Raw genomic sequence first — 13,856 nt, 5'->3', positions numbered from 1 at the left:
AGGAATACTCGATCCTCGTAGGAGCTGCCGAAGGCTGCGATCTTTTTTGAAGTCGCCTCCATCCAGCGAATCCCTTACAACGGCAAATGCCGACTCAACAACGCCCGCAACGCCGCCGGTTTCACCGGTTTTGCCAGGTAATCCAGCCCAGCCGCATGTACCTGGGCCATCGTTTCCGGCCGCCCATCGGCGCTGATCACCACGCCCGGCACCGGTTCGCCCAGTCGGGTGCGCAACCAGGCCATCAGCTCGGTTCCGGTTTCGCCGTCGTCGAGGTGGAAATCCACCAAGGCCAATTGCGGACGCACGCCGTCACTGAGCAGCGCCATGCATTCTTCACGATTGCGCGCCGTCCAGACCTGACAACCCCAGCGGGTCAGCAAGCTGTTCATGCCGATAAGGATGCTGTCTTCATTGTCGATGCACAGCACCTGTGCGCCGTTGAGCAATTTGCCGTTGAGTTCGGCCGCCTTGGCCGGCAACGCGGTTTGCGCGGGGGCTAGCGGAACCCTGACGCTGAACACACTGCCGCGACCCGGCCAGGAACGGACGAGCAAGGTGTGCCCCAGCACTCGGCACAGTCCGTCGGCAATCGCCAGCCCCAATCCCAGACCTTTTTCGGCGCGTGTCTGATGGCTGTCCAGGCGTTTGAATTCTTCGAAGATCACCCGCTGCTTGTCTTCGGGAATGCCCGGCCCGCGGTCCCAGACTTCCAGGCACAACTCGCCCTTGCGCCGGCGAACCCCCAGCAGCACCGGGCCTTTGGCGTAGCGGAAGGCGTTGGTGAGGAAGTTTTGCAGGATCCGGCGCAACAGTTTGATGTCGCTGTCGATGCGCAGCGAGCTGCTTCTGACGCGGAACTCCAGTCCTTGATCCCGCGCCAGCGCCTTGAATTCGGCGCCGAGGGGGGCGAACAACTCGTTGAGCGCGAAGGGTTTGGGGTCGGGGTTGATCTTGCCGTTTTCCAAACGGGAAATGTCCAGCAAATCACTGATCAGGTCTTCGGCCGAACGCAGCGAACTATCCAGGTGATGGATCAGTTTTTGCGCTTCGCCGGACAAGCCGTCGTCCTGGTGGGTGAGGGCGGCGGAGAACAGTCGCGCGGCGTTCAACGGTTGCATCAAGTCATGGCTGACGGCCGCCAGGAATCGGGTTTTCGACTGGTTCGCCGCTTCGGCGGTGCCCTTGGCTTCGGTCAGGGCCACATTGAGCTGCGACAGTTCGTGGGTGCGCTCGGCCACCCTTTGTTCCAGGCCCTCGTTGGCTTCGGTCAACGCCTGCTCGGCTTCGCGGAACGGGGTAATGTCGGTGAAGCTCATGACGAAGCCGCCGCCGGGCATCGGGTTGCCGATCAGCTCGATCACCCGGCCATTGGGGAACAAACGCTCGGACGTGTGCGCCCGGCCCTGACGCATCCAGTGCAGGCGTCGGGCGACATGCACTTCGGCTTCGCCGGGGCCGCACAAGCCACGCTCGGCATTGTGGCGAATGATGTCGGCGATCGGCCGGCCAACGCTGATCAAACCGTCCGGGTAGTTGAACAGTTCGAGATAGCGACGGTTCCAGGCCACCAGTTTCAGCGACTGATCGACCACGCTGATGCCCTGGGTGATGTTCTCGATCGCCCCTTGCAGCAGCGCGCGGTTGAATTGCAGAACTTCCGAGGCTTCGTCGGCAATGCGCACGACGTCCTCCAGTTGCATCTCCCGGCCTTCGATGGCGGCTTTAACCACCGCGCGGGTCGACGAAGCCCCCAGTACACCGGCCAGCAAACGTTCGGTGTGAGCGATCCATTCACCGTCGGCGTTCTGGCTCGGGTTGAAGCCCTTGCCCTGACGGTAGGCAAAGCGAATGAAACTCTGACGGGCGCGTTCCTCGCCGACGAAGCGCGCCGCGAGTTGCAGCAGATCGTCGATCTGTACCGCGAGCATCGAGCGTGCGCTGGGCCGGGCACTGATTTCCTGGCCGATGAAACGACCGGCCTGCCAGTGTTCCGAGACCCGTGTGCGCGACAGCACCGAGACCCAGGCGAACAACGTGAAGTTACCGGCCAGGGACAGGACCACGCCTTGGGTCAGCGGGGTGATCGGCAGGTTCAGCGGGTTGCTGTGCAGCCAGGCGAGGCCCGGAAAACTGTTCAGGGACATGCCGAGGCTGTGGGCGGCGATCGGCAGGATCAGCGTGTAGAACCACAGGAACGTCCCGGCGGCGAGGCCGGCAAAGACGCCGCGACGGTTGGCCTGTTTCCAGTACAGCGCGCCGAGCATGGCCGGCGCCAGTTGCGTCACGGCGGCGAAGGCGATCTGGCCGATGGTTGCCAGGCTGGCGGTCGAACCCAACAGTCGATAGGCGACGTAGGCCAGAAGCAGAATGACCACGATGCTCACGCGGCGCACCGAGAGCATCCATTGGCGGAACACTTCGAACGGGCGCTCGGCATTGTTGCGGCGCAGCAGCCACGGCAACAGCATGTCGTTGGACACCATGGTCGATAGCGCCACACTGGCCACGATCACCATGCCGGTGGCCGCCGACGCACCGCCGATAAAGGCCAGCAACGCCAGCGCCGGATGAGCCTGGGCCAGCGGCAGGCTGATGACGAAGGAGTCCGGCAGTACGGAGCTTGGCAGCAGCATCTGGCCCGCAAGCGCGATCGGTACGACGAACAACGCCGCCAAAGCGAGATAAGCCGGGAACACCCATTTGGCCAGACGCAAATCCTGCGGGTCGATGTTCTCGACGACAGTCACGTGGAACTGTCGCGGCAGGCAGATGATCGCCATCATCGCCACACCGGTCTGCACCACCATCGATGGCCAGTTGATGGTTTCTTTCCAGTATTCCTCTAAGCGCGGGGCGAGCATGGCCTGATTGAACAGATCATCGAAACCGTCATACAGCCCGAAGGTCACGAACGCGCCGACTGCCAGGAACGCGAACAGCTTCACCAACGATTCGAACGCAATCGCCAGCACCATGCCGCGGTGGTGTTCCGTGGCGTCGAGGTTGCGCGTACCGAAGACGATGGTGAACAGCGCCAGCACCAGCGATACGATCAATGCCGTGTCTTGCGCGCGAACCCCCATGGCATCGGCGCCAGCACCGATCAGCAGGTTCACGCCAAGCACGATGCCCTTCAGTTGCAGGGCAATGTAGGGCAGCACGCCGACCAGGCAGATCAGCGCCACCACCACCGCCAGCGACTGGGATTTGCCATAGCGCGCGGCGATGAAGTCAGCGATGGAGGTAATGTTCTCCTGCTTGCTGATCATCACCATTTTTTGCAGGACCCACGGCGCACCGATCAGCAGCAGGATCGGCCCGAGGTAGATCGGCAGGAATGACCACAGCTGTTCGGCCGCCTGGCCCACCGCACCAAAGAATGTCCAACTGGTGCAGTACACCGCCAGCGACAGGCTATACACCCAGGCACGCACCCGCGGCGGCAACGGCGCGCTGCGACGGTCACCATAAAAGGCGATGGCGAACATGATGGCCATATAGGCCAGGGCGACGGCGGCAATCAGCCCGCTGGACAGCGACATGGGAACTCCAGGCAACCAAAGACACCCGGGCCTCCCGCCCGGACAGACAGTCTCGCACGACAGCCCGGGTTAGTCAGTGTCGACCAAGGTCGTGGAGCGGCGCGGTGTCGCAGGGAATCTTTGGCGGATTCGCTCGCGAAGTAACCGTTAAAGTTTGAGTTGCCCGATGGCCTTGCTCAATTCGCCAGCCAATGCCGCCAGTTCATTACTGGTGGTCGCCGAACTGATCGTCTGCTGCACCGTGTTCTCGGTGACGTCGCGGATGCTCACCACTGCGCGGTTCATTTCTTCTGCGACCTGGCTTTGCTGCTCGGCCGCCACCGCGATCTGCGTGTTGCTTTCACGCATCTGCGCCACCGCTCCGGTGATTTCCGCCAGAGCAGCGCCGGCCTCCTGCGCCTGTTGTACACAGTCGTCAGCCTTGAACGAGCTCTCCTGCATGAAGTCCACGGCGTCCCGTGTGCCGGCCTGCAACGCCGAGACCATCACGGTAATTTCGTCAGTGGACGTCTGTACGCGCTTGGCCAGGTTGCGCACTTCATCGGCGACCACGGCAAAACCACGACCCATTTCACCGGCCCGGGCCGCTTCAATGGCGGCGTTCAGCGCCAAAAGATTGGTCTGCTCGGCAATGCTGTGAATCACATTGACCACGCCGTTGATCTTCTGGCTGTCCTCGGCCAGACGCTGGATCATCTCGGCGGTCTGCTGCACGCCGGTGGACAGCCCGGCAATCGACTTCTGTACACGCATGACCACTGCCTGCCCGCTGCCGGCGAGGGTATCGGCCGACTGTGAGAGGTCGCGGGTGGCGCCGGCGTGTTGGGCGATGTGGTAGACCGTGGCGGTCATTTCGTTGATCGCGGTTGCGGCTTGGTCGGTTTCACTCTGCTGATCAAGCATGCCGTGGCGTACTTCGTCCATGCTCGACGCCAGCCGAGCAGCGCCGTCGTCCAATTGCCGCGCGGTACCGGCGACGGTGTTGACCACCCGTTGATAACCGGCCTGCATCGCGTTGAAGGCATTGGCCATTTGCCCGACTTCGTCGCGGCACGCCAGCGGGACGCGGGCCGAGAGGTCGCCGGTTTTCTCGACGTGCAGCATCACGTCTTTCAAGGTGTTGAGCTGGCTGAGCAGAAAGCGGATCAACAATTGCGAAGCGCCGAGCATCGCCAGCATCAGGATGAGCACCGCTACCGCATAGTTGGCAAAGCGTTCACTGAGTAGCTGGCTGAGGCTCGGGCCATGGGCAATCACCGCGACCTGTTGGCCGTCCGCCCGAGTGAATACCTGGGCTCCTATCAGCAGGTTTTTGCCCAGCAGCGGCATGGCATTTATATCGACCCAACCATTGGCATTGGTCAGTTGCGGCACCGCTTGCTCGTTCAGCATCGGAACCTGTCCGCGATTGAACGTCAGCAGGTTTTCGGCTTTGGGTAACGGCTGCCCGGCAGGCCAGGTGCCGAGCAATCGGGCCTGAGCCTGTGCCGAAGCCTGCACGGCCTGGTTCAGGGCTTGCTGTTCGAGCTGCACTGCGTACACCACCAGCAGCAGAGTGGTGATGAACGCGACGGCATTCACCGCCCAGAATTTGTACTTCAACGAGATATTGCTAAGCCAGGCACCCATGGAGGTCTTCTCTGATAGCGGAAACAGTATTGGCAAGGTGCCAGTATTGTGCCGCTATGCAGGGTTCAGATCTTGATGCAGGTCAATGTGTGCGAGCTGTGTTTACAGGGGGATGGTGGGCAAACCATAAAATGCCCGTGCACATGCAGTCGTGTGCGCCGCCAGATCTTCCTCTGTCTCCCCGCGATGCAACGCCACCTCACGCAACACTTCGGTCAGATACGCCGGCTCATTACGGCCGTTCTTCGGCTTCGGCCGCAGGCTGCGCGGCAGCAAGTACGGCGCATCGCTTTCAAGCATCAGGCGCCCGCGCTTGATCTCTTTCACCAGTGGATGCAGATGAGTGCCGCGGCGCTCGTCGCAAATCCAGCCGGTAATGCCGATGTGCAGGTCCATATCGAGGTAACTGAACAGCGCGGATTTTTCCCCGGTGAAGCAGTGCACCACGGCGGCCGGCAATTGGTCGCGGTAGTCGCGCAGGATTTCCAGCAGACGCTGGCTGGCATCACGCTCGTGCAGGAACACCGGCATCTGCAACTCGACCGCCAGCGCCAGATGCTCTTCGAGGACTTTTTCCTGTTGCGGGCGCGGCGAGAAATCGCGGTTGAAATCCAGGCCGCATTCGCCCACGGCGACTACGTTCGATTCCTTGAGCAGGCTGCGCAGTCGACTGGCGCTGTCGGCGTTCCAGTCGCTGGCCGCGTGGGGATGAATGCCGGCGGTGGCGAATAGCCGTTGCGCGCTTTCATCCAGTTGCTGGCACAGTTCCAGCGCCTGTTCGCTGCCCTCGACGTTGGTGCCGGTCAGCACCAATTGGCAGACGCCGGCAGCATAAGCGCGGTCGAGTACAGCCTGATGCTTGTCGGCAAAACTGGGGTTGGTCAGGTTGACGCCGATATCGATGAGTTGCATGGTGCTACCTCGGACCAAAGGCCGGAAAGCATATCAGAGCTGTAGATTTATAAGAAAAACCAAGAACTACAACGAGTTATAGCTGTCTTTTGATTCCGCGGGATTGGGTGGGGTGGTCAGAGTGCCATCACTGTGCCAGTCTCTCGCACTTTGCCAGCGCTCAGGCGCTCTGTTTTTGTCGTGTGATTTCATGAAATCACTCATGTGATCAACCCGAATTCTTTGCGGAGAGTGGATGATTCGTCCCTCGGTTTTGCTCCTGCTGTGCTGTTCGCTGCTGCTGCCGGTTTCGGCGGTCGCGCGTCTGCCCGGGCCGCTGCAAGCCGTGCCGGCGGCCAAGGTCCGGGACCTGACGGAAATCCGCAGCAGTCGCGTGCTCCGGGTGCTGGTCAACCAGAGCCGCAACAGCTCCGGCGAAGTCCAGGGCCAGGCCATCGGCGTCGAATACCATCGTTTGCGCGCCTTCGAGCAATACCTCAACGGTCACGCCCGTGACGGTCAGGAAATCACCCTCAAGATCATCCCCAAGGCCAAGGATCAGTTGCTCGGCGCGTTGCAGCGCGGGGAGGGCGATCTGGTGGCGCCGGGTGAATTGCTCGACCTGCGAGCCGGTTACGCTGTCAGTACGAGTGAGCCGATTGCCAGCAACATTCCGCTGGTGCTGGTCGGCATCAAGGGCGAACGCCGCTATACCCGTCTCGAACAACTGTCGGGCAAAACCCTGGCACTGCCGACCGGCAGCGCCGCCGGAGACGCCGTCAGCCAGATCAATCAAAAGCTCGCGCTGCATAAATTGCCACCGGTGACCATCGAGTGGGTCGATCCGAGCCTGGCGGTCGAGGACGTGCTGGAGATGGTCCAGGGCGGGATTTTTCACCTGACCATCGTCGAACAACCGATTGCCGAGCGCTGGAGCAAGATCCTGCCGAAATTGCGTCTCGACCGGCAGGTGCTGATCAGCGAGCCAGGCGAGGAGTTCTGGTTTGTGCGCCGCGATGCCTCGATGTTGCGGGCCAGCATTGACCGTTTCCTCGCCGGTTACAAAAAGCCGTCGGATCAGGACGTCGCTTTCCTGCGCATCTATCGGCGTCTCTATCAAGTGCACTATCCCTTGGCCAAGGCTGACCGGCAGCGTCTGGAAAAACTTCGCCCGGTGCTGCAAAAACATGCCGACGCCCAGGGCATGGACTGGCTGAACCTGGCGGCGTTGGCGTTCAAGGAGTCAGGCCTGCAACCCAAGGCGCGCAGTGGCGGCGCGCCGACCGGCCTGATGCAGATCACGCCTTCCGCAGCGCAGCGAGTCGGCGTCAGCAACATTCAGGATCTCGATGCCAATGTGCAGGCTGGGGCCAAATACCTGGCGATGATTCGTCGCAAGTTCTTCGCCAGCCCCAAACTCAACGAGCGCGAGCGCATGGCGTTCGTGCTGGCGGCCTACAACATCGGTCCCGAGCGGGTTCAGGGGATGCGCGCCGAGGCACGGCGACGCGGGTTGAATCCCAATCAGTGGTTCTTTCAGGTTGAGCGCATCGCCATGGAGCAGGTGGGAATGGGACCTGTCAGCTATGTTAATAGCGTGAACAAGTATTACCTGGCGTTCGATCGGGAGCGGGAGTCGTTGGAGCCCCAGGGGCAGAAGGTTGCCCTTCGTAAGTGATCGAATAAACTGATTGTTAAGGTGGATTTTTTGCGCTTTTAACATGAAATTTACTGATTAATATAGCGGCCAACCAACACACACAAACAATGGATGACATGGCATGAGCACACTGATCAACAAGGTTCTGTTTACCCGCGCTGGCTACGGCCTGACTGTTCTGCGAATTTTCGTCGGTATCATCTTCGCTGCCCACGGCTCACAGAAACTCTTTGGTGCATTTGGCGGCTACGGTCTGGCCGGCACCGCACAGTACATGGAAAGCATCGGCCTGGCGCCGGGCTACCTGATGGCGACACTGGCGGGCGGTACTGAGTTCTTCGCCGGTCTGGCATTGATCATTGGCCTGCTGGCTCGTCCGGCGGCGTTGGGCCTGACCTTCCTCTCGCTGGTGGCGATTTTCTCGGTGCACATCAGCAACGGTCTGTTCATGGCCAACAACGGCTACGAGTTCGCACTGGCCTTGCTTGGTGGCAGCATCGCGGTACTGATCGAAGGCGCCGGCAAGCTCTCGGCCGACCGTGCCATCGCTGGCTGACCGCTCTGGCTCAAGCAAAAGGCCTGCATTGCGCAGGCCTTTTTTGTTGTGCGTCATTCTTGACACTGTCCGGTCAGCTTCTCTAGGATGCCGCTCATGCGCCGATTTAAACAGCTACTTGCGGGGCGCCAGGTGACTCATTCAGTTGCCGATAGAAGCTTGAAACAGGCTTCGAAATACCGCTAAAGCGCTGGTTCGGTGTTGCCTCTCACCTGCCATGCAGACTTTTGAGGCAGAGACACGACACGATGAATGCACTAAGCCCCGTTATACGTCCCGCGCCGATCACGGCACATCTCACCCAGCGCAATCCAAAAATCCTGCTTGGCGGTAAACATCAGCCGACGCTCTTGCGCTACCTCGATGGCTGGCCACGTCGCACCGGTGGTCCGGCAGCCTTCCTGATCCAGTTTGTTGAAGATGGTGAATCCCTGGCTCGCTTTGCCGGCGACAGTTTCGACCTGGCAGTGATCCAGTCGCCCAGCGCTGAAGATGCTCCTGAAATGATCCGGCAACTGACCCGCGTCGCCCGCCAAGGGCTGATTACCCGGCGCTGAAGCGTTCAGGGATAATCGATCGCCACGATATACACGCACTGTTCGCCGGTAGGCGTCTGGACCCGAACCTCGGCGTCCAGTGGCTTGCCGATCAGGGCGCGGGCCAGCGGTGAGTCGATGCTGATCAGACCTTGCTTCAAATCGAGTTCATCCGGCCCGACGATGCGATAGCGCGACTCTTTGCCGTCTTCGTCTTCGATGGTGACCCACGCGCCAAAATAGACTTTGTTCGGATCGCTGGGTTTTTCGCTGACGACCTTCAGGGCTTCCAGACGTTTGGTGAGAAAACGCACGCGACTGTCGATTTCGCGCAGCATTTTTTTGCCGTAGGTGTATTCGGCGTTCTCCGAACGATCGCCTTGCGCCGCCGCTTCGCTGACAGACTGCGTCACTTGCGGTCGGCGGACGTGCCAGAGCTCATGAAACTCGGCGCGCATCCGCGCTTCACCTTCAGGGGTGATCAGCGCGGTGCCGGCGGTGCGGGGAGGGCGATAACGGCTCATGGCGACTTCTTGTGATTAAGAGCGCTTGAGTCTATCAACCCTCGCGCAGAACTGTCAGCGGGCTGGCGTTCAAGGCGCGTCGGGTGCCAAACACACCGGCGCCGCCGATCAGCACGGCGCCGATCAGCGGCAGCACCAACAACCAAGGGTGCGGATGCCAGGGCAGGTCAAACGCATAACGGTACAGCACCAGGCTCACAACTTCCGAGCCGAGCGCCGCCAACAAACCACTGACCGCGCCGAGCAAACCGAACTCGATCCGCCGCGCCTTCACCAGCAATTGCCGCTCCGCCCCCAGCGCACGCAGCAGCGCGCCCTGACGGATGCGTTCATCCAGCGTCGCTTGCAGGCCGGAGAACAACACTGCCATCCCGGCCGCCAATACAAACAACAGCACATACTCCACCGCCAGGGTGACCTGCGCGAGGATGCTGCGCAGCTGCGCCAGCAGCGCTTCGACTTGCAGGATGGTCACCGCCGGGAAAGACCGCGACAGATCGACGATCTGCTGATCGTGACCCGCCGCCAGATAGAAGCTGGTCAGGTAAGTCGCCGGCAGATCCTTCAAGGTGCCTGGCTGGAAAATCATGAAGAAGTTCGGCTGGAAGTTGTCCCAGTTGATCTCCCGCAGGCTGGTGACTTTCGCTTCGCGATTGGCCCCGCCGACGGTAAAGATCAGGTGATCGCCGAGTTTGAGCTTCAGGCTCTCGGCGACTTTGCCCTCCACCGAGACTCCGGGAATCTCATCCGGTGTCTGTTCCGGCCACCAGTTGCCCGCAGTGAGTTTGTTGCCCGCCGGCAGGTCCGCTGCCCAGGTCAGGCTCAGGTCACGCTGGATCGCCCGGTCTCCGGCCGACTCTTTGGTGACGATTTGCTGCACCGGTTCGCCGTTGATGCTGATCAGTCGCCCCGGCACCACGGGGTATAGCGGCGCCGATTGTGCCGACAGTTCCATCAGGCGATCAGCGAAGGCTTGCTTGTCCGCGGGCAGGATGTTCAGGGCGAAATAGTTGGGTGCGTTCTTCGGAAGCTGGTTTTGCCAGGTGTCGAGCAATTCGCCACGGAGCAAGGCGATCAATGCCATCGACAGCAGGATCAGGCCGAATGCCAGCGACTGTCCGGCAGCGGCCAGAGGATGACGCAACAATTGGCCCAACCCGAGGCGCCAGGGCAAGGAGGCGCGGGCGAGCATGCGCCGCAGGCTTTTGAGCAGCAGCAACAGCAAACCGCCCAGCACCAGCGCGGCAATGACGCCGCCACCGAGCAGGGCGAAGGTCAGCACCAGGTCCAGACTCAGGCGCCACATGATCAGGCCGAGGGCGCCCAACGCGGCGCCGTAGACCATCCAGGTGCTGGAGGGAATCGGCAGCAAGTCTCTGCGCAATACCCGCAACGGTGGCACCCGACCCAGCGCCGCCAGCGGCGGCAAGGCAAAGCCGGCCAGTGCCACCAGCCCGGTGCCGATCCCGGCGATGGCCGGAAACAGGCCACCCGGTGGTACGTCGCTGGGCAGCAAATCATGCAGCAGTGCAAACAGCCCCAGTTGTGCCAGCCAGCCGATGACGGCACCGCTGATGCTGGCGAGCAATCCGAGGACCGTCAGTTGCAAACTGAACAGCAACAGGGTTTCCCGGCGGGACAAACCCAGGCAACGCAACAGTGCACTGGCATCGAAGCGGCGAGTGGCGAAGCGCGTCGCCGACAGCGCCACCGCCACCCCGGCCAGCAACACGGCCACCAGACTGGCCATGTTCAAGTAACGCTCAGCCTTGCCCAAGGCACCACCGATCTGCCGGTTGCCGTCGCGGGCATCCTGAATTCTCTGGTTCGCAGCCAGGCCCGGTTTGATCAGTTGCCGATAGGTTTCCAGCGCCGTGGCGTTGCCGCGCCAGAGTTCGCGGTAACTGACCCGGCTGCCGGGTTGCACCACGCCGGTGGCTTGAAGATCGCTGAGGTTGATCAGCACCCGTGGCGTCAGGCTGTAGAAGTTACCGGCACGGTCCGGCTCATAGGTCAGCACGCGTGCCAGTGTCAGGGTTTTCATGCCGACATCGATGCTGTCGCCGATCTTCAGGTCAAGTGCCGTCAGCAACCGCGCTTCGACCCAGGCTTCGCCGGGTTTCGGCCCGCCACCGGACTCTTCCGGGGCGAAGGGTGCAGGTGCGCTCTTCAGTTCGCCGCGCAACGGGTAGACGCTATCGGCGGCCTTGATGCTGGACAGTTGAATGCCGTTGTCGGTGGCGATGACGCTGGAGAACTCCACCACTTGCGCGTGTTCGAGTCCCAGTTCGGTGCCACTTCTGATCTGCTCGGTTCGCGCGGGCGAGCTGCCTTCAAGCACCAGATCGGCACCGAGGAACTCTGTGGCGCGCAGCATCATGGCGCCGTTGAGGCGGGCGCCGAAATAACCGATGGCGGTACTCGCGGCCACGGCCACCAGCAGTGCGAAAAACAACACGCGCAATTCACCGGCACGCGCATCACGCAGCAATTGGCGGATGGCGAGACTGAACAGGCGCAACAGCGGCAGACGTGCCATCAAGGCTCCAGAGGGGCGACCAGCAGGCCGGCTTCAAGACGGATCAGGCGCCGGCAGCGATGTGCCAGGCGTTCATCGTGAGTCACCAGCACCAAGGTCGTGCCGCGCTCCTTGTTGAGTTCGAACAACAGATCGCTGATGCGCTCGCCCGTGTGGCTGTCGAGGTTGCCGGTCGGTTCATCGGCAAACAACACGTCGGGCTCGGCGGCAAACGCTCGGGCAATTGCCACGCGCTGTTGTTCACCGCCGGAGAGCTGGCGAGGCGAGTGGGTCAGGCGCTGGCCCAGGCCGACCCGTTGCAGCAGTTCGGTGGCACGGCCACGGGCGTCTTTACGGCCATCGAGTTCCAGTGGCAGCATGACGTTTTCCAGGGCGTTGAGGCTGTCGAGCAACTGGAATGACTGGAATACAAAACCCACGTGCTCGGCGCGGATGCGCGCGCGTTGGTCTTCATCGAGATTGCTCAGGCCTTGGCCGGCGAGGGTGACTTCGCCGCTGCTGGGCAGGTCGAGGCCGGCAAGCAAGCCGAGCAGGGTGGATTTGCCGGAACCGGACGCGCCGACGATGGCCAGGCTGTCGCCCTTGTTCAGTTCCAGGCTCAGTTCGTGCAGGATAGTCAGTTCACCTTCCGCGCTGGGAACCACTTTGCTGAGGTTCTTCGCGGTGAGAATGCTTGCGCCCATGGAGAATCCGATGCGTGTGTGGTTTTTGAGTGCTGGCCTGGCCTTGATGTGCATGGCCCAGAACGCAGCGGCGGGTACTGTCCTGATCGTTGGCGATAGTATCAGCGCCGGTTTCGGGCTGGATACCCGGCTGGGGTGGGTGTCGTTGCTTGAACAACGGCTCAAACACGAAGGTTTCGACGATAAGGTGGTCAATGCGTCCATCAGCGGCGACACCAGTGCCGGAGGCCAGGCGCGGCTGCCGGCGCTGCTTGCAGAGCATAAACCGGAGCTGGTTATCCTTGAGTTGGGTGGCAATGACGGGCTGCGCGGATTGCTGCCAACGCAATTGCAACAAAATCTTGCTTCGATGATCGACAGCTCCCGCGCCAGTGGCGCGAAGGTGCTGCTGCTCGGCATGCAATTGCCACCCAATTATGGTGCGCGTTACACCAAGGCTTTCGCTGATGTTTACAGCAGCCTGGCCGAAGAGAAGAAAATCCCGCTGGTGCCGTTTTTTCTCGACGGTGTGGGCGGTCATCCGGACCTGATGCAGGCCGATGGCATACACCCGGCGGCCGGGGCTCAGGACAAGTTGCTGGAAAATGTCTGGCCTACGCTAAAACCGCTGTTATGACACTTTTCTAGAGGCAGGCTTTCGGCTAAGGTGGCGCCCCCGATTTGGAGCCCCCGATGCCGCGTCCCGCCTGGTCACTTTTTGCCTATCAACTGATCGAGCCTGACGAACAGCTGGATCTGTTCGCCTGCCAGGAAGTGCGGGTGCATCTGGTGACTCGTCAGCTGGAGTTGGGTGGTTCGGCTGATCGCACGTTGTGCGGGAGCCTGTTGCCTGCGCAGCCGCGTTGGTCGAGTGTTGATCGGCGGGTGTTTCAGGATCAGCGGTTGTGTTCGTTGTGCCGGGCGATTCTGGAGTCCCAGAAACGTGGGACTTCGCCGATCTGGCCTGAGTTGCGGTTTGAGCTTTGATCTGAAATCGCGTTTTGATTGTGTACATATCCGTTGCTGCGGTAACGGCGGCTTAGGGTTTCGCCCTTACGGCGACTCACTTTTTTGACAAACGCCTCAAAAAAGTAAGCAAAAAAACGCTCGCCCCTTACGTACGGCCCCTCGCTAAGGCTCGGTGTTCCTTCGCTCCGGCATTCATCCGGGGACACTGCCCTCCGGTCTGCTGCGCGACGACCTACATGCAGCGTGTTCGACTGCGTCGAACGGCGCTGCGCGCCACTCCCCGGATAAACGCCTCCACTCAGCCTTCCGATGGGGCGGGTGGATCAAGATCAAGAGCGGCAGGCG

The 13,856-nt window shown here is 61.4% G+C and carries 11 protein-coding genes; 5 read left to right on the top strand and 6 right to left on the bottom strand.

Annotated features, from left to right (window positions below):
• Window positions 1-74: 74 nt before the first annotated feature.
• The 3 genes from ACM110_RS25350 to ACM110_RS25340 form a co-directional block, all read right to left on the bottom strand.
• Complete coding sequence (locus tag ACM110_RS25350) at window positions 75-3,545, bottom strand: NahK/ErcS family hybrid sensor histidine kinase/response regulator (RefSeq protein WP_416129913.1); 3,471 nt, start codon at window positions 3,543-3,545, stop codon at window positions 75-77.
• Window positions 3,546-3,692: 147 nt separating this feature from the next.
• The gene (locus tag ACM110_RS25345) at window positions 3,693-5,174 is read right to left on the bottom strand and encodes a methyl-accepting chemotaxis protein (RefSeq protein WP_416129912.1); all 1,482 of its coding nucleotides are present in this window, start codon (window positions 5,172-5,174) and stop codon (window positions 3,693-3,695) included.
• A 102-nt stretch (window positions 5,175-5,276) separates the two neighbouring features.
• Window positions 5,277-6,086 carry a TatD family hydrolase gene (locus tag ACM110_RS25340; RefSeq protein WP_338582280.1) on the bottom strand — a complete coding sequence of 270 codons (810 nt, stop codon included), beginning with the start codon at window positions 6,084-6,086 and terminating at the stop codon, window positions 5,277-5,279.
• 235 nt (window positions 6,087-6,321) lie between these two features.
• Between ACM110_RS25340 and ACM110_RS25335 the strand changes: the two genes are divergently transcribed.
• The 3 genes from ACM110_RS25335 to ACM110_RS25325 all read left to right on the top strand — a co-directional run bounded on the left by ACM110_RS25335 (window position 6,322) and on the right by ACM110_RS25325 (window position 8,838).
• On the top strand, window positions 6,322-7,743 hold the full coding sequence (locus ACM110_RS25335) for a transglycosylase SLT domain-containing protein (RefSeq protein WP_416129911.1): 1,422 nt from the start codon (window positions 6,322-6,324) through the stop codon (window positions 7,741-7,743).
• A gap of 103 nt (window positions 7,744-7,846) precedes the next feature.
• A complete protein-coding gene (locus tag ACM110_RS25330; protein WP_338582278.1) occupies window positions 7,847-8,281 on the top strand; it encodes a DoxX family protein in 435 nt (144 codons plus the stop codon).
• A 248-nt stretch (window positions 8,282-8,529) separates the two neighbouring features.
• Complete coding sequence (locus ACM110_RS25325; protein ID WP_338582277.1) at window positions 8,530-8,838, top strand: class I SAM-dependent methyltransferase; 309 nt, start codon at window positions 8,530-8,532, stop codon at window positions 8,836-8,838.
• Window positions 8,839-8,843: 5 nt separating this feature from the next.
• Here the strand turns inward: ACM110_RS25325 and greB are convergent, their stop codons facing one another.
• From greB to ACM110_RS25310, 3 genes are read right to left on the bottom strand one after another with little or no spacing between them, the layout of a single operon-like run.
• Window positions 8,844-9,341, bottom strand: a complete 498-nt coding sequence (greB, locus tag ACM110_RS25320; RefSeq protein WP_416129910.1) for a transcription elongation factor GreB — start codon at window positions 9,339-9,341, stop codon at window positions 8,844-8,846.
• 34 nt (window positions 9,342-9,375) lie between these two features.
• Window positions 9,376-11,880: an ABC transporter permease gene (locus ACM110_RS25315; protein WP_416129909.1), complete on the bottom strand. Its 2,505-nt coding sequence runs from the start codon at window positions 11,878-11,880 to the stop codon at window positions 9,376-9,378.
• Complete coding sequence (locus ACM110_RS25310) at window positions 11,880-12,563, bottom strand: ABC transporter ATP-binding protein (RefSeq protein ID WP_034150171.1); 684 nt, start codon at window positions 12,561-12,563, stop codon at window positions 11,880-11,882. The genes ACM110_RS25315 and ACM110_RS25310 overlap by 1 nt, the downstream gene beginning before the upstream one ends.
• A gap of 10 nt (window positions 12,564-12,573) precedes the next feature.
• Between ACM110_RS25310 and ACM110_RS25305 the strand changes: the two genes are divergently transcribed.
• Complete coding sequence (locus ACM110_RS25305) at window positions 12,574-13,179, top strand: arylesterase (RefSeq protein WP_416129908.1); 606 nt, start codon at window positions 12,574-12,576, stop codon at window positions 13,177-13,179.
• 56 nt (window positions 13,180-13,235) lie between these two features.
• Window positions 13,236-13,529, top strand: a complete 294-nt coding sequence (locus tag ACM110_RS25300; RefSeq protein WP_003226812.1) for a hypothetical protein — start codon at window positions 13,236-13,238, stop codon at window positions 13,527-13,529.
• The last annotated feature ends 327 nt before the right edge of the window (window positions 13,530-13,856 follow it).

Origin of the sequence: Pseudomonas sp. NFX98, assembly GCF_047784845.1 — a bacterium.
GTDB lineage: Bacteria > Pseudomonadota > Gammaproteobacteria > Pseudomonadales > Pseudomonadaceae > Aquipseudomonas.
Note: the sequence above shows the minus strand (reverse complement) of the source record. Positions and strands in the feature narration are given on the sequence as shown.